Source organism: Amycolatopsis lexingtonensis, from assembly GCF_014873755.1.
Classification (GTDB): domain Bacteria; phylum Actinomycetota; class Actinomycetes; order Mycobacteriales; family Pseudonocardiaceae; genus Amycolatopsis; species Amycolatopsis lexingtonensis.
The window spans coordinates 4,714,559-4,732,821 of sequence record NZ_JADBEG010000001.1; the positions used below are offsets into that span (position 1 = coordinate 4,714,559).

The window sequence follows — 18,263 nt, forward strand, 5'->3', positions numbered from 1 at the left end:
CGTCCCGTGCAAGGGACTGTGCACGTGCACGACGCAAGTTGCGTTCTGCACGGTTGTCGAGATCAACTTTATCGGTGCCAATCGATCGCTGCGGTCAGCTGGGCCAAAGAATCGTACCCCCGATGCCGGGCCGGTCAATTTTGTCGTCCACTCGGGCGCTGACCTGCGAAAAGCGGATTCCCGGCCGAGAACCGCGCCTGCGTCGCTCCCAAAGGGGGAATTCCGGTTACCGGGCAGGCCTCACCCAGCCATCCGGCCGTCACCCGGTTAGCCCAAGCAGGGCAGCAGCATACCTCGGACGATCTACACTCAGTACCCCCAACGGGTGGGTCAAGTCTCAAGATGTGCCCGATCTTGTGGCGTTGCGAGCCATCGTCGCCCGACCTGGTGATTTCTTTCGAGAACCCGCGCCGACCAGTGGATCTTCGCCGCCACGCCACCCGCGGTCGACCCTCTTCGGCGCTACGGAACCGTACTGCGACTACGCCGGGTGACGGCCAGTCACCCGCGTCCAGCCGGATTACTTCGTTCGCCGCAGCGTAGGCCGAACGCGACAACGTCGCGTCACAATTTTTCTCATCATTACGGGTGATCTGCCCGTGATCTTGTCACCAAAAGCGTATTCGACACTTTCGACGAGAAACCGAATACCCCGCCTTCCGGGCCCCGGGACCGCCCGGCCGCCTTCGGACTCCGCCGGACGGCGTAGTTACGATGTTCGCCTCGCAGACCGCAAGGGCGGCCGGCGCCCACCGCGGGCACCGGGTCCCGCCGCCACGCCAGGCTCTCTGCCGGAGGCACCCATGTACGACGTCGCGCGACCAGCGACGGGCAACGCCCTCGAGGAGACCGGCCGGATGCCGGCCCTCTTCACCGGGGAGCGCCCGTCCGGCGCCCCGCAGCGGCGGCCCGCCGCCCCCACCGGCCCCGACTACGCCGGGATCCAGGCCAGCCGCGAGTTCGTCGCGCTGCGCCGCCGGTTCCGCGGGTTCGTCTTCCCGATGAGCTTCGCCTTCTTCGCCTGGTACATGACCTACGTGCTGCTGGCCGCCTACGCGCACGACTTCATGAGCCGGAAGGTGTTCGGCCAGGTCAACGTCGGCATCGTGCTCGGCATCGGCCAGTTCGCCAGCACCGCGCTGGTCACCTGGCTCTACCTCCGCTACGCGCGCCGCCAGGTCGACCCGCGCGTGGCCGAGCTGCGCGCCCGCGCGGGCGCGCCGGAAGGGACCCGCCGGTGACCGCCCTCGCCGCGGGCGGGGTGCCCGCCAGCAACCCGATCGTCAACACGGCCGTGTTCGCCCTCTTCGTGGCCATCACGCTGTACGTCGTCTACCGGGCCAGCAGCCGGAACTCGTCGACGTCGGACTACTACGCCGCGGGCAGCGCCTTCACCGGCCGCCAGAACGGCATCGCCCTCTCCGGCGACTTCCTGTCGGCGGCGTCCTTCCTCGGGATCGCCGGCGCCATCGCGATCCACGGCTACGACGGCTTCCTCTACTCGATCGGCTTCCTGGTCGCCTGGCTGGTCGACCTGCTGCTGATCGCCGAGCTACTGCGCAACACCGGGCGCTTCACGATGGGCGACGTGCTCAGCTTCCGGATGAAGCAGCGCCCGGTCCGCGCGGCGGCGGCGACGTCGACGCTCGTCATCTCCTTCTTCTACATGCTGGCGCAGATGGCGGGCGCCGGCGGCCTGGTGGCGCTGCTGCTGAACGTGCACTCCAAGCTCGGCCAGGCGCTGGTGATCGGCGTCGTCGGCCTGGTCATGGTGCTGTACGTGCTGGTCGGCGGGATGAAGGGCACCACGTGGGTGCAGATCATCAAGGCGACGATCCTGCTGCTGTGCGGCGCGCTGCTCACGGTGTTCCTGTTCGGCAAGTTCGGCTTCTCGTTCTCGAACCTGCTCTCCTCGGCGGCCGAAAACAGCCCGCTCGGCGACAAGCTCCTCGAGCCGGGCGGCTCGTACGGCAAGAACGGCACCACCAAGCTGGACTTCGTGTCGCTGGCTTTGGCGCTGGTCCTCGGCGCGGCGGCGCTGCCGCACGTGCTGATGCGCTTCTACACGGTGCCGAACTCCCGCGAGGCGCGGCGGAGCGTCGTCTGGGCGACGGCGTGCATGTTCCTCTTCTACCTGTGCACGCTGGTGATCGGCTTCGGCGCGGCCGCGCTGGTCGGCGCGGACGAGATCAAGGCCGCGCCCGGCGGCGAGAACTCGGCGGCCCCGCTGCTGGCCCTGCACGTCGGCGGGACGCTGCTGCTGGGCATCATCGCCGCGGTCGCCTTCGCGACCATCCTCGCGGTCGTGGCCGGGCTGACGATCACCGCGTCGGCCTCCTTCGCCCACGACGTCTACGCGAACATCTTCAAGCGGGGCAAGGCGGAACCGGCCGACGAGGTCCGGGTGGCGCGGCTGACCGCGATCGTCGTCGGCGTGTTCGCGATCGTCGGCGGCGTGCTGGCGAACGGGCAGAACATCGCGTTCCTGGTGGCGCTGGCGTTCGCGGTGGCGGCGTCGGCGAACCTCTCGACGCTGCTCTACTCCTTGTTCTGGAGGCGGTTCAACACGACCGGCACGCTGTGGGGCATCTACGGCGGCCTGATCGCGTGCCTGCTGCTGGTGCTCTTCTCGCCGGTCGTGTCGGGCTCGCCGGACTCGATCTTCAAGGGCATCGACTTCGCCTGGTTCCCGCTGAAGAACCCGGGCCTGGTCTCGATCCCGTTCTCGTTCCTGTGCGGGTTCGTCGGCACGCTGGTCGGCAAGCCGAAGGCGGACGAGGCCAAGCAGGCCGAGATGGAGGTCCGCTCCCTCACCGGGATCGGCAGCTGAACCCCGCCTGGACGGCCCGCGTCACGCGCGCAGGCCGTCCAGGATCACGGCCAGCACCCGCTTGCCGTCCTCCGGGCTGCAGTTGCGCACGGCCATCCCCGCGCCGTGGCCCAGCCGGAGCACGTCGACGCCTTCGATGTCCGCGCGGATCAGCCCCGCGTCCCGGGCCGCGTCGACCAGCACGCCGGTCGCTTCACGTAGCCGCTTCTGGCAGTACTGGAACGTCTCCGAGCCGGAGTCGATCGACTCCTTGAGGAACGTGGCCAGCTTGTGCCGCTCGACGACCCAGGTGACCTGGGCGGTCAGCCACGCTTCCAGCGCCTCCCACGGCGGCAGCTCGTCGTGCAGCGCGAGCGCGCGATCGGCGAGCACCTCGATCTCGTCGCGGTAGACCGCTTCGAACAGCTTCTCGCGGGTCGGGAAGTGCCGGTAGAGCGTCCCGGCCCCGACCCCCGCCTTCTTCGCGATGTCGTCCAGCGGCACGTCGGGCCCGTGGCCGGCGAAGAGGTCCTTCGCCGTCGCGACGATGCGCTCGTAGTTGCGCCGTGCGTCCGCCCGCATCGGACGCGCCGTGTCCCCGCCCGGCATCCCGGCCTCCTCACCACGTAACCGGAGAGATTCTCCGAATTCCCTTGCGCATCCGGAGACGCTCTCCATATTATCGCGTCATGTCCAAGTGGAGAAGCTCTCCACTTACCTCCGCGCTCCTTTGGGGGAGTATCCCTTGTCGCAGCAAACGCTCCACCCCGCGCCCGTCACGGCCGCTCCACGCCGTAGCGGGCTCATCCTGGCGATCATCCTGACCTGCCAGCTCATGCTCATCCTCGACGCGACCGTGATGAACGTCGCACTGCCGCGCATCCAGGCCGACCTGGGGTTCTCCCCCACCGGCCTGTCCTGGGTGATGACCGCCTACAGCCTCGTCTTCGGCGGCCTGCTGCTGCTCGGCGGCCGCGCGGGCGACCTGTTCGGCCGGCGCCGGATGTTCGTCGCGGGCACCGCCCTGTTCACCCTCGCCTCGCTGGCCGGCGGCCTGGCCGACTCGGCCGCGCTGCTCATCGCCGCCCGCGTCCTCCAGGGCGTCGGCGCCGCGATGGCGGGCCCGAGCACCCTGGCACTGGTCACCACGACGTTCACCGAGGCCAAGGCCCGCGTCCGGGCGCTCGCGCTGTTCTCCGCGATGTCCAGCGGCGGCTTCGCGATCGGCCTGATCGTCGGCGGTCTGCTCACCGAATGGATCTCGTGGCGCGCCGCGCTGTTCATCAACGTCCCGTTCGGCCTCGCGATCGTGCTCCTCGCCCCGCGGTTCGTCCCCGAGCCGCCGCGGCGGCGGGCCCACCTGGACCTGCCCGGCGCGATCACCGGCACCTTCGGCGTCGGCGCGCTCGTGTTCGCCTTCACGCACGCGGCGTCCGACGGCTGGGCGAACCCGGTGACCCTCGGGTCGCTCGCCGGCGGCCTGGCGCTGCTGGCGGCGTTCGTCGCGATCGAAGCCCGGACCGCGTTGCCGCTGGTCCCGCTGCGCCTGTTCGCCGACCGCAACCGCAGCGCGGCCTACGTCAGCTTCTTCCTCGGTCCGATGGCGATGATGTCGATGTTCTTCTTCCTCACCCAGTTCATGCAGGACATCCGGCACTACGCCGCGCTGGCCACCGGGTTCGCGTTCCTGCCCATGGCGGCGCTGATCTTCACCATGAGCCGGCTCGTGCCGCGGCTGCTCCCCCGCTACGGGCCGAAGCCGCTGGCGCTCACCGGCACGCTGCTGATGGTCGCGGGGGTCGGCTGGCTCGCCACGCTCACCACGAGCAGCGCGTACTTCCCGGCGCTGCTGGGTCCGCTGCTGCTCATGGGGCTCGGCGGCGGGCTGGCGTTCGCGCCGCTCAACGTGATCGTGATGGCCACGGTGCCCAGCGAGGACGCGGGCGCCGCGGGCGGCGTGCTGCAGACGATGCAGCAGGTCGGCAGCACGCTGGGACTGGCCGTGCTGATCACGGTGTTCGGCTCGGTGACCCGCGCGGCGGGGACGACCGGGGCCCAGCTCACGGTCGACGGGATGACCGCCGCGTTCGGGACGGCGGCGGTGTTCGCGGCCTGCTCGTTCCTGGTGGCGCTGACGTTCCGCCGCCAGGCCGCGGTTACAGCTTCTGCCCGGCCTTGACCTTGTGCGTCACCCGGCGCTCGACGAGGAACGAGACGAACGGGACGCAGCCGGCCAGCAGCACGAGCACGGTGCCCTTGATCGACCAGCGGGCCTTGATCGCCAGGTCGATGGTCAGCACCAGGTAGATCATGTAGAGGACGCCGTGGATCGGCGAGTACACCGCGGACGGCGTCGGGTTGTCGAAGCCGTAGCGCAGCACCATCACGAAGCACAGGCCGAGCAGCCCGACGCCGGTGACGTAGGCGGCGGTCCGGAACCGGACCAGGGGTCCGGCGAGCGGCACCGCGGTCCGGGCGCCTTCGGTGCTGGTGGTCATCGGGTCGTCCTCACTCTGCGGCCTGCTGGTCGCGGGCGTTCAGCTCGCGCAGGTAACGGTTGTACGCGGCCAGCTCCTCGTCTTCGTCCGTGCGCTGTGCGTCGGGACGGGGACGGGGAGCGGGCACCTCGGCGACGGGCTTTTCGCCGGGCTTCTCGTCCGCGGTGCCGTCGGCTTCGGCCTTCAGGCGGAGCTTGCGGATCCGCCAGAACATGAAGGCCGGGAAGAGCCCGAACAGCGGCCACTGCAGGACGTAGCCGAGGTTCTGGAAGGTGCCGTTCGCCGAGGTGAAGCGGTCCCACTGCCACCAGGCGAGCCCGCAGCAGACGAGCAGGCTCACCAGGCACGTCGCGGCGATCGCGATCCGGCGACCCCAGGGGGAACCCGCCGGGGAGTGGGAAGCTGGCACGCATCGACGCTAGCACCGACCTGCTGAGAGGTGACGGCCGACCGCGTGCCGGGTGGCGCCGCTCTCAGGGACGAAGTCCGTGAATGCCACATCGAGGGACTACTTGTCCGTGAATGTGGCATTCACGGATTTTCAGCCTTGCTTGCGGATCGACTGCGCGCCCTTCGCGTAGCCGTCGGCCAGGCCGAACACCTTCTGCGCGTACTCCGTCGAGTTGTTGTACGACAGGATCCCCGCCCACCAGCCGCTCGGGCCGGCCATGTCGCGGCCGCCCGCGCACAGGTACCGGGCCGCCGCCAGGGCCGCGTCGTCGATCTGCTGGGGGTCGCCGAGGCCGTCGCCGTTGCCGTCCGAGGCCCACTTGCGCCAGGTGCTCGGGATGAACTGCATCGGGCCGACCGCGCGGTCGACGCCCGCGTCACCGTCGTAGCGGCCGCCGTCGGTGTCGCCGATGGCCTGGACACCGGCCGAGCCGTCGAGGGGGACGCCGATGATCGGCTTGGACGGGCGGCCGTCCGCGCCGAGGACCGCGCCCGCGTACTGGCCGTGGTTCGACTCGATGCGGCCGATGCCGGCGAGCGTCGCCCACGAGATCTTGCATTTCGGCTGGTCCGCGCGCATCGCCAGCTCGGCGTTGCCGTAGGCCTGCAGCGCCCGCGCGGGGACGTTCGTGACCGCCGCGACCTGGCTCGCCCACTGCGACAGCGTCGCCGGACCGGTGCTGCGGACCTGCTGGGGAGACGTCTGCTGCTCGGCCCCGCCCGCCACGGCGCCCCCGGCCGGGGCGACCGACCCCGGGCGGACGTCGGCCGCCTTGACCTGCAAAGCGGGGATTTCGGTGGTGAGCGGGCTCGCCTCGGGCGTCGCGACGCGGGTGACGAGCCAGACCCCGCCGCCGGCCACGGCCAGCACGGCGAGGACCACGGTCAGCCGGGTGAGCACCGCGACGCTCGTGGAGCGCGGCGCCGGTGCCGGTGCGGCGGGGGCGGCTTCCTCGACGCTCGCGTCGATCGGGTCGTCCTCGTTCATTCCGGTCCTGGTGCGCACGTAACTCCCGGTACTCCAGTGTGGTGTCGACGAAGTGTCAACGAGCCCGCGCAGGTTAGCGTTACGCGGGTCGTCCCGATCGTCTCACCACACCGGATCACCCGGCCGAGTGAACAGCGTCTCGTCAGGCGGACTTCTGCTGCCGCGCGAGGCGCGCGACGCACCAGGCCGGGGCGCTGCCGCGGCGGAGGTGCTGCAGGACGGTCATCGGCCCGAGCCGGCGGCTCAGGTCGGACGGCGCGAGCCCGGCCGCCCGGTAGTCGAGGGCCCGCTGGTCGAGCGGGCTGAGGCCGGCGTCCCACCACTCTTCGGCCTCGGCGACGCCGCCGACCATCTGCCACCAGCCCGCGGCGGCGGTGAGGAGCTCTTCCGGCACGTCCGGCAGCCGGCTGCGCATCGCGGCGAGGTAGCCGGGGTCGGCCGACTCGACGGGGACGAACCGCGACTGCCCGGTCCGGGCTCGCTGGCCGGGGATGCCCGGGGCCTGCGGTGGCGCGTCGGCCAGCCACGCGTTCGCGATGCGGTCGACCTCCTGCTCTTCGGGGGTCTGCTCGCGCTCGGCGGCCCATTGCCGGATCAGCGCGTCCACTCCGGGATCTCCGGTCATCCCTGCCTCCTTGTAGGTCCCCGACGGACAGGGCCTGACGCCTGTCCCACGCGGTGGTGCCGCACGCACCAACCTGCACCTTGCTGAGTGGAAACTGCCTGCGTACCGGGGTTCTCCGGGGGGATGGCGAACCACCCGATCACGCAATGTGAGCACCGTAGGGCCGGGGTGGTCTCCTTCGCCAGACCCCGGCCCCCACGAATTCGCCGACCTGCGCGTTTTGAGCCGCAATCCACCCGGATGGTCGAGTGCTGGGGTCCGAATTCCGGGATTGGTGACACTGGGTGATTTACCGTCCGCTAACACGCACGGTAGCCACCGGCGCCGCCGATGCGGTGCCGGTGCGCGGTTCGCGAAGATCAGGAGAAGAGCGTCCGGAAGAACGTGACGATCGCTTCGGCGCCGTCCTTGAGCCAGCCGAGCACCCGGTGGACGAAGTCGGCGGACTGCGTGGGCTGGGTGATCAGGAAGAACAGCACGATCGCGACGACTCCGACGATCAGGACCTTCTTCATCCCACCCGACATGCGCTTCCTCCCGGCTCGCCGTCCCCGTCCCGGGAGTGGCCACCCCACTACTCTAGGGAAGGCGTGCCCGGAAGACACGCCGGTCAACCGCGAGGAGCGCCGATGCCCCGGAACGTGCTGGTCGAGCAGGACGGCCCCGTCACCACGATCACCCTCGACCGCCCGGCCGCCCGCAACGCCGTCGACGGGCCCACCGCGGCCGAACTGGCCGACGCGTTCCGCGCGTTCGACGCCGACCCGGACGCCGCCGTCGCGGTCCTGACCGGCACCGGCGGCGTGTTCTGCGCGGGCGCCGACCTCAAGGCCATCGGCACCGACCGGATGAACCGCACTCACCCGGACGGGGACGGGCCGATGGGCCCGACCCGGATGGCGCTCGGCAAGCCGGTGATCGCGGCCGTACACGGGCCCGCCGTCGCGGGCGGGCTGGAGCTGGCGCTGTGGTGTGACCTGCGGGTCGCGGACGCGACGGCGGTGTTCGGCGTGTACTGCCGCCGCTGGGGCGTCCCGCTGATCGACGGCGGGACGGTGCGCCTGCCCCGCCTGATCGGCCAGTCGCGCGCGATGGACCTGATCCTGACCGGACGGCCGGTGGAAGCCGACGAAGCGTTCTCGATCGGCCTGGCCAACCGCCTGGTCCCGGCGGGCGAAGCGGTCTCGGCGGCGCAGGAGCTGGGCCGGCAGCTCGCGGCGTTCCCGCAGGCGTGCCTGCGCGGCGACCGGCGGTCGGCGCTGGCGCAGTGGGGACAGTCCGAAGAGGACGCCCTCACCGCTGAGTTCCGGGCCGCGATGGGCCCGGGGGTGCTGGCGGCGGAGGCGGTCGACGGCGCGGCCCGGTTCGCGGGCGGCGAAGGCCGCCACGGCAGCTTCGGCTGACCACGGTCCGCTGCCACGCATCACCCGAGCGGCTGGATCCCGGTCAGGGGTCCCGGTTCCGGTCAAGCGGCCGATAAGGTCGCCGGATGGACGACGATGTCTCCAGAGTCGTGCTCCGGCCCGTGGCCGAGGCCGATCTCGAGCTGCTCGACCGGCTGACCAACGATCCCGTCGCCGCGGGCGAGCACCAGTGGTTCGGCTGGCACGACCCCGGGTACCTGCGCCGCCGGTGGCACGAGACCGGGATGCTCACCGCCGACAGCGGCACGCTCGTGCCCGCGCTCGGCGGCCGCGTGCTCGGGCTCGTTTCGTGGCACCGCACGCGCACCGGGCCGACGTCCTACTGCTGGAACGTCGGCCTGGTGCTGGCACCCGAAGCACGCGGCCACGGCTACGGCACCGAGGCCCAGCGGCTGCTCGCCGAATACCTCTTCGCGCACACGCAGCTGAACCGCGTCGAAGCGACGACCGAGGTCGGCAACCGCGCCGAACAGCGCTCGCTCGAGAAAGCCGGCTTCGCCCGCGAAGGCGTGCTTCGCGGGTACGGCTTCCGCGACGGCGAGTGGCGCGACCACGTCATCTACTCGGTCGTGCGCTCCGACCTGGCTCGGACCTAGGCGATCGCGCCCGCCGCACGCAGCGCGTCGAGGTCCGTGACGCCCAGTTCCGCGAGCACGGCTTCGGTGTCGGATCCCTTGGCCCGCGGGGCTTCCGGGGTCTCCGGCGGCGTCCGGTCGAAGCGTGGCGCCGGGGCCGGCTGCACCATGCCGCCGATCTCGACGAACGTCCCGCGCGCCGCGTTGTGCGGGTGGGCCGCCGCCTCGCCCGGGGCCAGGACCGGCGTCAGGCACGCGTCGGTGCCTTCGGCGCGCGCGACGAGGTCGTCGCGGGTGTGCTTGCCGATCGCGGCCGCGAGGATCTCGCGCAGCTTCGGCCACTGCGTCTTGTCGACGTGCAGCGGCAGCGAATCCGGGTCCAGTTCGAGGACCTTGACCAGGTCGCCCCAGAACCGCATCTCGATCGCGCCGACGGCAACGTACTTGCCGTCGGCGGTCTCGTAGGTGTCGTAGAACGGGGCGCCGCCGTCGAGCATGTTGTCCCCGCGGGCGCCGCCCCACAACCCGGCCGCGGCCATGCCGTGCAGGCTCGTGGTGAGCAGCGCGGCGCCGTCGACCATCGACGCGTCGACGACCTGCCCCTTCCCGGAGGTGGTCCGTTCGAACAGCGCGGCCAGGATGCCCATCGCGAGCAGCAGCCCGCCGCCGCCGAAGTCGCCGACGAGGTTGAGCGGCGGCACCGGCCGCTCGCCCGCGCGCCCGATGGGCTCGAGCGCGCCGGCGATGCCGATGTAGTTGATGTCGTGCCCGGCGGCCGTGGCCAGCGGCCCGTCCTGGCCCCAGCCGGTCATCCGGCCGTAGACCAGCCGCGGGTTGCGGGCGTGCACGACGTCCGGGCCGAGCCCGATCCGCTCGGCGACCCCGGGCCGGAAGCCCTCGATGAGGACGTCGGCGGTGTCGCACAGCTTGAGCACCAGCTCGACGCCTTCGGGCGTCTTCGTGTTGATCCCGACGGACCGGCGGCCGCGGGCCAGCGGGTCGGTCGGCATGCCGAGCACGTCCTCCCCCGGCTGCGCGCGGTCGACGCGGACGACGTCGGCGCCGAGGTCGGACAGGATCATCGTGGCGAAGGGCCCGGGCGCGAGACCCGCGAGCTCCACCACCTTCAGGCCGCTGAGCGGACCTGCCTTCATGTCGGGTCCTTTCACAGCGAGCGGGAGATGATTTCCTTCATGATCTCGCTGGTGCCGCCGAAGATCCGGGAGATCCGGACGTCGGCCCACGCGCGCGCGATCGGGTACTCGGTCATGTAGCCGTAGCCGCCGAAGAGCTGCACGCAGTCGTCGATGACCTTGTTGACCCGCTCGGTGGTCCACAGCTTCGCCATCGCCGCGCCCTGGACGTCGAGCTCGCCCTTGAGGTGCCGCTCGATGCACTGGTCGAGGAACGCGCGCGAGACGGCGGCTTCCGTGGCGGCCTCGGCGAGGGTGAACTTGGTGTTCTGGAAACCGAAGAGCGGCCGGCCGAACGCCGTGCGCTCCTTGGTGTATTCGAGCGTCAGGTCGACCGCGGCCTCGAGGCCGGCCACCGCGGTGACGGCGATGATCAGCCGTTCCTGCGGCAGCTGCAGCATCAGCTGGAAGAAGCCCTGGCCCTCGGCGTCGCCGAGGAGGTTGGCGGCGGGCACGCGGACGTCGTCGAAGAACAGCTCGGCGGTGTCCTGGCCCTTGAGCCCGACCTTGTCGAGGACGCGGCCGCGGCGGAAGCCCGGCGTGTCCGTCTCGACCACGATCAGCGAGACGCCCTGCGCGCCCGCGTCCGGGTCGGTCTTCACCGCGACGACGACGAGGTCGGCGTGGAACCCGTTGGTGATGAACGTCTTGGCGCCGTTGATGACGTAGTGGTCGCCGTCGCGCACCGCGCGGGTCTTGATGCCCTGCAGGTCGGAGCCGGTGCCCGGCTCGGTCATCGCGATCGCGCCGACCATCTCGCCGCTGGCCATCTTCGGCAGCCACTCGCGCTTCTTCTCTTCGGAGGCGTACGCGCTCAGGTAGTGCGCGACGATTCCGTTGTGGACGGTCACGCCCCACGCGCTGTCGCCGGAGCGGGCCTGCTCCTCGTAGAGGACGGCCTCGTGCGCGAAGGTGCCGCCACCCCCGCCGTACTCCTCGGGGATCGACAGGCAGAGCAGCCCGACCTCGCCGGCCTTGTTCCACAGCTCGCGGTCGACCTTCTTCTCGGCCGCCCAGCGCTCCTGGTGCGGCACGAGCTCCTTCTGCATGAAGGACCGCGAGAGCTCGCGGAGGTCTTCGAGCTCGGTCGTGCTCCACGAGCTCTTCGGCAGTTGCAGCGGCACGGGAAACCCTCCTGCTGGAAAACATGACGGTCAGCATGTAAGTTCTCTGCGGAATGTACATCCGTACCAGCCTGTAGGTAAAGCAGGGAGGCCGAAGTGCCCTCGACGGCGCACCGGACCCAGGCGCAGCGGCGCGAGCAGACCCGCACGGCGCTGCTCGACGCCACCATCGACTGCCTGGTGGACCTCGGCTACGCGCGGACGTCGGTCCAGGAGATCTGCGCCAGGGCCGGCGTCTCGAAGGGCGCGGTGCAGCACCACTTCACCGCGAAGGCCGAGCTGATGGCGGCCGCGGTCGAGCACCTGACGACCAAGCTGCGCCGCCGGCTCGCGGCTTCGCTGGACGAGCTGCCGAGCGGCGGCACCGGTGTCGCCGCGGCGATCGACCTGCTGTGGGCCGGTTACTCGGGCACGCTCTCGACCGCCGTCACCGAGCTGTGGGTCGCCGCCCGCACCGACCCCGAGCTGCGCGCGGCCATCCGCCCGGTCGACCGCGCGCTCGGCCGCGCCACGCTGGAGCACGTCACGCAGGTCGCCGGCGAACTCCCGCCCGAGCGGGCCGAGATGCTGTTCTGGCTCACCGTCAACCTCACCCGCGGGCTGGCGCTGGACGCCGAGCTCGGCGGCGACCCGGACCGCCGGCGGCAGCTCCTCGAGGAGTGGAAGCGCATCGCCGTCCTGCTCTACCAGGACGCCGCCACTGCTCCGAGCTGACGAACCCCTTATCCGCGGCCGTCGAATCGTGGTCCAATCCCCCGGACAGAGGGGAGTCACCATGACCGCCGCTCCGCCCCCGTACCCCTACGGCCCGCCGCCCGCGCGGCCGCCCGCCGATCCCGGCGGCTTCTTCCGGCTGCTCGCCGGGATGTTCGGCGCCGTGGCCGCGGCCCTCGTGGTGGCCGGGTCCTTCCTGCCGCAGACGTCGTTCGAGCAGGTCGTCGACGGCAAGAGCGAAAGCAGCCAGACGATCACCGCCTGGTCGCGTTCGTTCTCCGTCGAACCCGGCGAGGACGCGAAGAAGTTCTACGAGAACACCCACGTCGCGCGCTACGGGATCCCGCTCAGCGCCGGCGCCGTGGTGCTGCTGGCCGGAGCCGGGCTGGCCTTCGCGGGCCGGCGCCGCTCGGCGGGCGCGGGCGTCCGCGACGGCGCCCGGACGGCGCTGGTCGCCGGCGGTGCCGGAGTGGCCGCGGCGGTGTGGATGCTCGGCATGGACGTCTCGGCGACGTTGAGCTACGAGTCCGGCGAGGGCGCGGTCCAGTCGCACTACTCGACCGGGACCGGGTTCTGGCTGCTGCTCGGCGGCGGGGCGGTCGCGGTGGTGGCGCTGGCGTTCGCGGTGCTGGCCGGACGCCGGGCACCCGCACCCGCGCCGGGCGGTCCAGGCGGGCCGCCGGGGCCGTACCAGCAGCAGTCGCGGCCGTACCCGGTGCCACCGCAGCAGCAGTACGGTGCGCCGCAGTTCCCGAGGCAGGCGTACGGCGGCCAGGGGTACGGGGCACCGCCGTCCCAGCCCTTCCCGGCGCAGCCCCAAGCCGGGCCGTACGGCGCACCGCAGTCCCAGCCGTTCCCGGCCCAGCCGCAAGCCGGGCCGCCCACCCCGGCGCACGGCATACCGCGCTCCCAGCCCTTCGGCGCCCAGCCGTACGGCGGCGCACCCGGGCAGCCGGCTCCCGAACGGACCGACGACGAACCGGTGTCCGGCGACCTGTCGTCGCGGCTCGACGATTCCTACGGCGGCGCCACCCAGGCCCACCCGCCGCCGAAGCAGGAGCCGACCGAGCCGAACTACCAGCTCCCGCCGTTGAACCCGCCCAATACGTGAAAGATATTCATATCAGACTGGACATCTGACGTACCGACGGTATGGTGTACTCGTCGGTAACCCCTGCGCGGCGTCGCGCGGACTACGGACGCCGCGGAACGGAGACGTCATGACCAGCACGACCCCCGCGAACACGGTCGAAGACACCCCTTTGCCGGCGACCGTCGGCGGCGTCGCCGGGGCGCCCGGTTCGGCGCGGGCGGCCCAGCTCGTCGCCCGCGTGGCCGGCGGGGCGGACTCGGCGCCGATCCGCATGACCGCGCCCTTCACCGGGCAGCCGATCGCGACCCTGCCCCAGGCCACCGACGCCGACGTCCGCTCGGTGTTCGCCCAGGCGCGCACGGCCCAGCGGGCGTGGGCGGACCGCACCCCCGCCGAGCGCGCCCGCGTGCTCACCCGCCTGCACGACCTCGTGCTCGCCCGCCAGGACGAGGTGCTCGACCTGGTCCAGGTCGAGGCGGGCAAGGCCCGGCTCGACGCCTTCGACGAGGTCAGCGCGACCGCGCTGGTGGCGGCCTACTACGGCAGGCACGCGGCCAAGATCCTCGCCCCGCGGCGCGTCGCCGGTGTCATCCCCGGCCTGACCCGCGCCGGCGAGATCCGGCACCCCAAGGGCGTCGTCGGGATCATCTCGCCGTGGAACTACCCGCTGGCGCTGACCGCGATGGACGTCCTGCCGGCGCTGGCCGCGGGCAACGCCGTCGTGCAGAAGCCGGACAACCAGACCGCGCTCTCGGCGCTGTGGCTGCACGAACTCGCCGAGGCGGCCGGGCTGCCCGCCGGGACCTGGCAGATCGTGCTCGGCCGCGGCTCGAAGATCGGCACCGCGCTGGTCGAGGAGTCCGACTACCTGTGCTTCACCGGCTCCACCCCGACCGGCAAGGAACTGGCCGGGCAGGTGGCGAAGCGGCTCACGTCGTACTCGCTGGAGCTCGGCGGCAAGAACCCGATGATCGTGCTGCCCGACGCCGACGTCGCGAAGGCCGCGACCGGCGCGGTGACGGCCTGCTTCTCCTCGGCGGGCCAGCTCTGCGTGTCGGTCGAGCGGATCTACGTCCACGAGGACATCCGCGACGAGTTCACCCGCGCGTTCGTGGCGAAGACCGCGGCGCTCAAGCTCGGCGGCGCGCTCGACTACCACGCCCAGATGGGGTCGCTGACGTCGGAAGACCAGCTCGCGACGGTGTCGGCGCACGTCGAAGACGCCCGCGAAAAGGGCGCTTCGGTGCTCACCGGCGGCCGCGCCCGGCCCGACCTCGGCCCGCTGTTCTACGAGCCGACGGTGCTGACCGGCGTCACCCCGGGCATGCTGCCGTTCGCGGAGGAGACCTTCGGGCCGGTCGTCTCGATCTACGGCTACACCGACGTCACCGAGGCCATCGACCGGGCCAACGACACGCCGTTCGGGCTCAACGCCAGCGTCTGGTCGCGCAACGGCCGCGCGGGCTGGGAGGTCGGCGCGCGGCTGAAGGCCGGCACGGTCAACGTCAACGAGGGTTACGCGGCGACGTTCGGCAGTGTCGGCGTGCCGATGGGCGGTATGAAGGACTCCGGCGTCGGCCGCCGCAACGGGGCCGAAGGCCTGCTGAAGTACACCGAGTCCCAGTCGATCGCGCTGCAGCGCGGGCTCGCGCTGCGGCCGCCGCGCGCGGTGCCGGGTTCGCTGTGGTCGCGCGGGATGACCTTCGGCATCAAGGCGCTGCGCCGCCTCCCCCGCTGAGGCGCCTCACGCGTGTTCGGAGGCCGGGGCGGTCAGCAGGCCCCGGTCGTAGGCGATCGCCACGGCCTCCGCGCGCCGGCTCGCGCCCAGCTTCGCCATCACCCGGGACAGGTGCACGCTCACCGTCTTCTCGCTGATGTAGAGCTCCTCCCCCACCTGCCGGTTGGTGCGGCCCAGGGCCACGCGCTCCAGGACGTCGCGCTCGCGATCGGTCAGCGGGTCGGTGACCGTGCGGGCCGGCGCGGCCGGCTCGACGCCAGCCAGCTCGACCCGGGCGCGGTGCGCCAGGTCCCGGACCGCGTCGCGCAGCGGGATCGCGCCCAGCCGGGCCGCGACCGCGTGGGCCGCTTCGAGCGCTTCACCCGCGGCGGCGTCGGCGGCCAGCAGCGCTTCGGCCTCGTGCCAGCGGCAGATCGCCTGCTCGTAGACGGCGCCGTAGCCGAACGCCTCCGCCGCGGCCGCCCACTTCGCCGCGTCGCCCCGGCCGGGCAGGCAGGACGCCGCCGCTTCGAGGCGGGCCAGCCAGGCCCGGCCCTCCGGCCCGAGCTCGCCCGAGCGCGGCTGCCCGACGACCGAGCACATGCGGCCGTGCGCCAGCATCCGCTCGCCCGCCGCCACCGCCGCGTCTGCCGCCGCCGAGTCGCCGCGGACCCGGGCACCGGCGGCGAGCGCGGCCGCGGCGGAGACGCCGAGCGCGGCCACCCGGATGCCGGCCAGCAGGCCGGGTTCGATCCGCTCCAGCCAGCCGATCAGATCTTCGGTCCGGCGCACCGCCTCGGCGTGCTCGCCCCGCCAGTACGCCAGCTCGATCCCGGCGCCGCCCACCGACAGCGGGATCTGCATGTCCGCCGTCCAGTGCTGCCGCTGCCCGGCGACGAGCTTCGCGGCTTCGTCGAACCGGCCGCGGGCGACGAGGAACATCGACCAGATGGCCAGGATCCGCGCGGCGACCGCGCTGGACACCCCGCGCCCGGCGCGCCCGGCGCTTTCGTCCGGCCAGTCGCCCATCAGGTAGCGCAGCTTCAGCTGCGCCGCCCGCAGCTCCAGTCCGTAGACACTCCAGCTCAGCCCGGCTTCTTCGGCGCGGGCGACGCCGCGGGCCGCGTGGGCCAGCGCTTCGGCGAACTCGCCCTGGTCGTCGTGGCTCAGCGCCAGGAAGTAGGTCGCGCGGATCTCGGTGTTCAGCGCCCCGGCGTCCCGCGCCTTGCGTTCGGCCTGCCGCAGCCGCTCGCGGGCCTCGGCGGCGTCGCCCGCGGAGTCGGCCAGCGTGCCCAGGGTGACCAGCGCCGACGCCTCCGCGCCCGCCGCGCCGACCGCCCGCGCGTCGGCGACCGCGGTCAGCGCGCTGTCCAGCGCCTCCTCGGGCTTGTCGAGGATCCGCAGGAACCCGGCCCGGCTGGCCAGCACCCACGCCCGCGTCCCGCTCGGCTCGCCGTCCTTGACCAGGTCCCAGGCCCGGTCGATGGCCGCGGTGGCCTCGTCGAGGGTGCCCTCCAGGGCCAGCAGCGCCTCGGCCAGCCGCCGCCACGTCTTCGCCGCGCGGTCCACCGGTGAGTCCGGGGTCAGGGCGCGGGTGGCCGAGCGCGCGAAGGCCGCGGCCCGCTCGGGCTCGCCGGACGTGCCGGCGAAGTAGGACGCCTCGTGCAGCAGCCGCAGCTCGTCGTAGCCTTCGGGCCGGTCCGCGGCCGGGACGGCGTCCCAGATGGACAGTGCCTGTTCGACGTGCCGCAGCGCCGAACCGGGTGCGCCCAGCTTCTCGGCCTCGTCCATCGCGCGCAGCAACGCCGGCAGCGCGGTGACCAGGTCGCTGCTCTGCAGCGAGTGGTAGGCCAGCTTCGCGTCGTGCCCGCGGCCCTGCGGCCGGGCCTGGATGCGTGCGGCGTACGCGGCGTGCGTGCGCGACCGCTCCCCGGGCAGCAGGTCGCCGTACACCGCTTCCTGCAGCAACGCGTGCCGGAAGGTGTAGGAGCCGTCGGACAGCACCACGAGCACGTGGTGCTGGACGGCTTCGCGCAGCGCCTCGTCGAGCTCCAGCTCGCCCAGCCCGGAGATCTCGGCGAGCGCGGCGTGCATCACGGGCTCGTTGGCCACCGAGATCACGCGGACCACCCGGCGTGTGTCCGGCGAGAGCCGCTCGAGCCGGGACAGCAGCACCTCGGCCAGCCCGGCGGGCAGGTCGTTGCACTCGGTCTTGGTGGCGAGCAGCTCCTCGGCGAAGAACGGATTGCCTTCGGAACGGCTGACGATGTCGGCCACGACGTCCGACGGCAGGGGCTCGTCGGCCAGCGCCTCGACGAACCGGCGGGCGTCGGCGGCGCCGAAGGGGTGCAGGTCGACGCGCTCGACGGTGGCGAGGCGGACCAGCTCGGAAAGGACCCCGCGCAGCGGGTGGCGCCGGTGGACGTCCTCCTCGCGGTAGCTGCCCACGACCAGCAGCCGCTGCGCGCGCAGCCGGCTCAGCAGGAAGGACAGCAGGTTGCGGGTCGACGCGTCGGCCCAGTGGAGATCCTCCAGGAGGATCACCACCGGGCGCGACTCCGCGATCTCGGTCAGCACCCCCAGTACCGCGTCGAACAACTGCAGCTGACCGAGATCCTGCTCGGGCCGGGGACGCACCATGGTCTCCCGGTCGTTCGAGGTCATCGGCGGGTGCTCGGCGGCCCGCGGCTCCTCGAAACCCTGCCCCTGCGGCAGCAGCCTGCCGAGCGCGGGCCGGGCCCGCACGGCGGCCGCGATCACCGCGTCCGTCGCCGCGCCGAGGGGGGCGAGCGCCTCGGCGAACGGAAGATAAGGAAGACCGCCTTCGCGGACGTCGATGCAGCGGCCGGTGAGCACCAGCGCACCGCAGCCGTCGACGTGCTCGCCGAGCGCGGTCAGCAGCCGGGTCTTGCCGACCCCGGCGTCCCCCGAGAGCAGCACCGCGCCGGCTTCGCCACGTTCTGCCCTGGCGAAGGCGGCGCGGAGCCGCCGCATCTCGTGGGTACGGGCGACGAGCGGGATTCCGGAGCCGAGTCGGGGCACGAGGAGCATTC

17 protein-coding genes are annotated in these 18,263 nt (G+C 72.3%); 8 read left to right on the forward strand and 9 right to left on the reverse strand.

Annotated elements, in window-relative coordinates; genetic code table 11:
* The first annotated feature begins 803 nt into the window (after positions 1-803).
* Positions 804-1,241 (forward strand): DUF485 domain-containing protein, encoded by a 438-nt coding sequence (locus tag H4696_RS20925; protein WP_192782449.1) that lies wholly within the window; start codon positions 804-806, stop codon positions 1,239-1,241.
* Positions 1,238-2,830, forward strand: a complete 1,593-nt coding sequence (locus tag H4696_RS20930) for a solute symporter family protein (RefSeq protein WP_086865406.1) — start codon at positions 1,238-1,240, stop codon at positions 2,828-2,830. Before H4696_RS20925 ends, H4696_RS20930 begins: the two co-directional genes overlap by 4 nt.
* Before the next feature lie 21 nt (positions 2,831-2,851).
* On the opposite strand, the gene H4696_RS20935 is transcribed toward H4696_RS20930, so the two are convergent.
* Positions 2,852-3,418 carry a TetR/AcrR family transcriptional regulator gene (locus tag H4696_RS20935; protein ID WP_086865405.1) on the reverse strand — a complete coding sequence of 189 codons (567 nt, stop codon included), beginning with the start codon at positions 3,416-3,418 and terminating at the stop codon, positions 2,852-2,854.
* A 136-nt stretch (positions 3,419-3,554) separates the two neighbouring features.
* On the opposite strand from H4696_RS20935, the gene H4696_RS20940 reads away from it, so the two are divergent.
* Positions 3,555-4,988 carry an MFS transporter gene (locus tag H4696_RS20940; protein WP_192782450.1) on the forward strand — a complete coding sequence of 478 codons (1,434 nt, stop codon included), beginning with the start codon at positions 3,555-3,557 and terminating at the stop codon, positions 4,986-4,988.
* Here H4696_RS20940 and H4696_RS20945 read toward each other — a convergent pair.
* The 5 genes from H4696_RS20945 to H4696_RS20965 all read right to left on the reverse strand — a co-directional run bounded on the left by H4696_RS20945 (position 4,966) and on the right by H4696_RS20965 (position 7,897).
* Entirely contained in the window at positions 4,966-5,307 is a 342-nt protein-coding gene (locus H4696_RS20945) for a DUF3817 domain-containing protein (RefSeq protein WP_086857625.1), read from the reverse strand. The genes H4696_RS20940 and H4696_RS20945 overlap by 23 nt on opposite strands.
* A 10-nt stretch (positions 5,308-5,317) precedes the next feature.
* The gene (locus H4696_RS20950) at positions 5,318-5,716 is read right to left on the reverse strand and encodes a hypothetical protein (RefSeq protein WP_192782451.1); all 399 of its coding nucleotides are present in this window, start codon (positions 5,714-5,716) and stop codon (positions 5,318-5,320) included.
* Between the two features lie 132 nt (positions 5,717-5,848).
* Positions 5,849-6,745: a lytic transglycosylase domain-containing protein gene (locus H4696_RS20955; RefSeq protein ID WP_225955759.1), complete on the reverse strand. Its 897-nt coding sequence runs from the start codon at positions 6,743-6,745 to the stop codon at positions 5,849-5,851.
* Between the two features lie 142 nt (positions 6,746-6,887).
* Complete coding sequence (locus tag H4696_RS20960; RefSeq protein ID WP_086857622.1) at positions 6,888-7,370, reverse strand: transcriptional regulator; 483 nt, start codon at positions 7,368-7,370, stop codon at positions 6,888-6,890.
* A gap of 359 nt (positions 7,371-7,729) precedes the next feature.
* Positions 7,730-7,897 carry a hypothetical protein gene (locus tag H4696_RS20965; RefSeq protein WP_166641399.1) on the reverse strand — a complete coding sequence of 56 codons (168 nt, stop codon included), beginning with the start codon at positions 7,895-7,897 and terminating at the stop codon, positions 7,730-7,732.
* A 102-nt stretch (positions 7,898-7,999) separates the two neighbouring features.
* On the opposite strand from H4696_RS20965, the gene H4696_RS20970 reads away from it, so the two are divergent.
* Both H4696_RS20970 and H4696_RS20975 read left to right on the forward strand, forming a co-directional pair.
* Positions 8,000-8,773, forward strand: a complete 774-nt coding sequence (locus tag H4696_RS20970; protein WP_086857621.1) for a crotonase/enoyl-CoA hydratase family protein — start codon at positions 8,000-8,002, stop codon at positions 8,771-8,773.
* A gap of 86 nt (positions 8,774-8,859) precedes the next feature.
* Positions 8,860-9,390 (forward strand): GNAT family N-acetyltransferase, encoded by a 531-nt coding sequence (locus H4696_RS20975; RefSeq protein WP_086857620.1) that lies wholly within the window; start codon positions 8,860-8,862, stop codon positions 9,388-9,390.
* Here the strand turns inward: H4696_RS20975 and H4696_RS20980 are convergent.
* Positions 9,387-10,523: a CaiB/BaiF CoA transferase family protein gene (locus H4696_RS20980; protein WP_086857619.1), complete on the reverse strand. Its 1,137-nt coding sequence runs from the start codon at positions 10,521-10,523 to the stop codon at positions 9,387-9,389. The genes H4696_RS20975 and H4696_RS20980 overlap by 4 nt on opposite strands.
* Positions 10,524-10,534: 11 nt before the next feature.
* Positions 10,535-11,686 carry an acyl-CoA dehydrogenase family protein gene (locus H4696_RS20985; RefSeq protein ID WP_086857618.1) on the reverse strand — a complete coding sequence of 384 codons (1,152 nt, stop codon included), beginning with the start codon at positions 11,684-11,686 and terminating at the stop codon, positions 10,535-10,537.
* A gap of 96 nt (positions 11,687-11,782) precedes the next feature.
* Between H4696_RS20985 and H4696_RS20990 the strand changes: the two genes are divergently transcribed.
* From H4696_RS20990 to H4696_RS21000, 3 genes are all read left to right on the forward strand, one after another.
* Entirely contained in the window at positions 11,783-12,400 is a 618-nt protein-coding gene (locus tag H4696_RS20990) for a TetR/AcrR family transcriptional regulator (protein WP_086857617.1), read from the forward strand.
* Between the two features lie 61 nt (positions 12,401-12,461).
* Entirely contained in the window at positions 12,462-13,511 is a 1,050-nt protein-coding gene (locus H4696_RS20995) for a hypothetical protein (RefSeq protein ID WP_086857616.1), read from the forward strand.
* Positions 13,512-13,620: 109 nt separating this feature from the next.
* Positions 13,621-15,231: a succinic semialdehyde dehydrogenase gene (locus H4696_RS21000; RefSeq protein ID WP_086857615.1), complete on the forward strand. Its 1,611-nt coding sequence runs from the start codon at positions 13,621-13,623 to the stop codon at positions 15,229-15,231.
* 6 nt (positions 15,232-15,237) lie between these two features.
* On the opposite strand, the gene H4696_RS21005 is transcribed toward H4696_RS21000, so the two are convergent.
* Positions 15,238-18,261, reverse strand: a complete 3,024-nt coding sequence (locus H4696_RS21005) for a helix-turn-helix transcriptional regulator (RefSeq protein WP_192782452.1) — start codon at positions 18,259-18,261, stop codon at positions 15,238-15,240.
* Positions 18,262-18,263 lie beyond the last annotated feature (2 nt).

Excerpts from the sequence above, each read along its gene's own strand:
- H4696_RS21005 (WP_192782452.1), bottom strand. The coding sequence starts at position 18,261 with ATGCTCCTCGTGCCCCGACTCGGCTCCGGAATCCCGCTCGTCGCCCGT.
- H4696_RS21000 (WP_086857615.1), top strand. The coding sequence starts at position 13,621 with ATGACCAGCACGACCCCCGCGAACACGGTCGAAGACACCCCTTTGCCG.
- H4696_RS20970 (WP_086857621.1), top strand. The coding sequence starts at position 8,000 with ATGCCCCGGAACGTGCTGGTCGAGCAGGACGGCCCCGTCACCACGATC.
- H4696_RS20995 (WP_086857616.1), top strand. The coding sequence starts at position 12,462 with ATGACCGCCGCTCCGCCCCCGTACCCCTACGGCCCGCCGCCCGCGCGG.
- H4696_RS20975 (WP_086857620.1), top strand. The coding sequence starts at position 8,860 with ATGGACGACGATGTCTCCAGAGTCGTGCTCCGGCCCGTGGCCGAGGCC.
- H4696_RS20955 (WP_225955759.1), bottom strand. The coding sequence starts at position 6,745 with ATGAACGAGGACGACCCGATCGACGCGAGCGTCGAGGAAGCCGCCCCC.
- H4696_RS20965 (WP_166641399.1), bottom strand. The coding sequence starts at position 7,897 with ATGTCGGGTGGGATGAAGAAGGTCCTGATCGTCGGAGTCGTCGCGATC.
- H4696_RS20945 (WP_086857625.1), bottom strand. The coding sequence starts at position 5,307 with ATGACCACCAGCACCGAAGGCGCCCGGACCGCGGTGCCGCTCGCCGGA.
- H4696_RS20980 (WP_086857619.1), bottom strand. The coding sequence starts at position 10,523 with ATGAAGGCAGGTCCGCTCAGCGGCCTGAAGGTGGTGGAGCTCGCGGGT.
- H4696_RS20960 (WP_086857622.1), bottom strand. The coding sequence starts at position 7,370 with ATGACCGGAGATCCCGGAGTGGACGCGCTGATCCGGCAATGGGCCGCC.
- H4696_RS20935 (WP_086865405.1), bottom strand. The coding sequence starts at position 3,418 with ATGCCGGGCGGGGACACGGCGCGTCCGATGCGGGCGGACGCACGGCGC.
- H4696_RS20925 (WP_192782449.1), top strand. The coding sequence starts at position 804 with ATGTACGACGTCGCGCGACCAGCGACGGGCAACGCCCTCGAGGAGACC.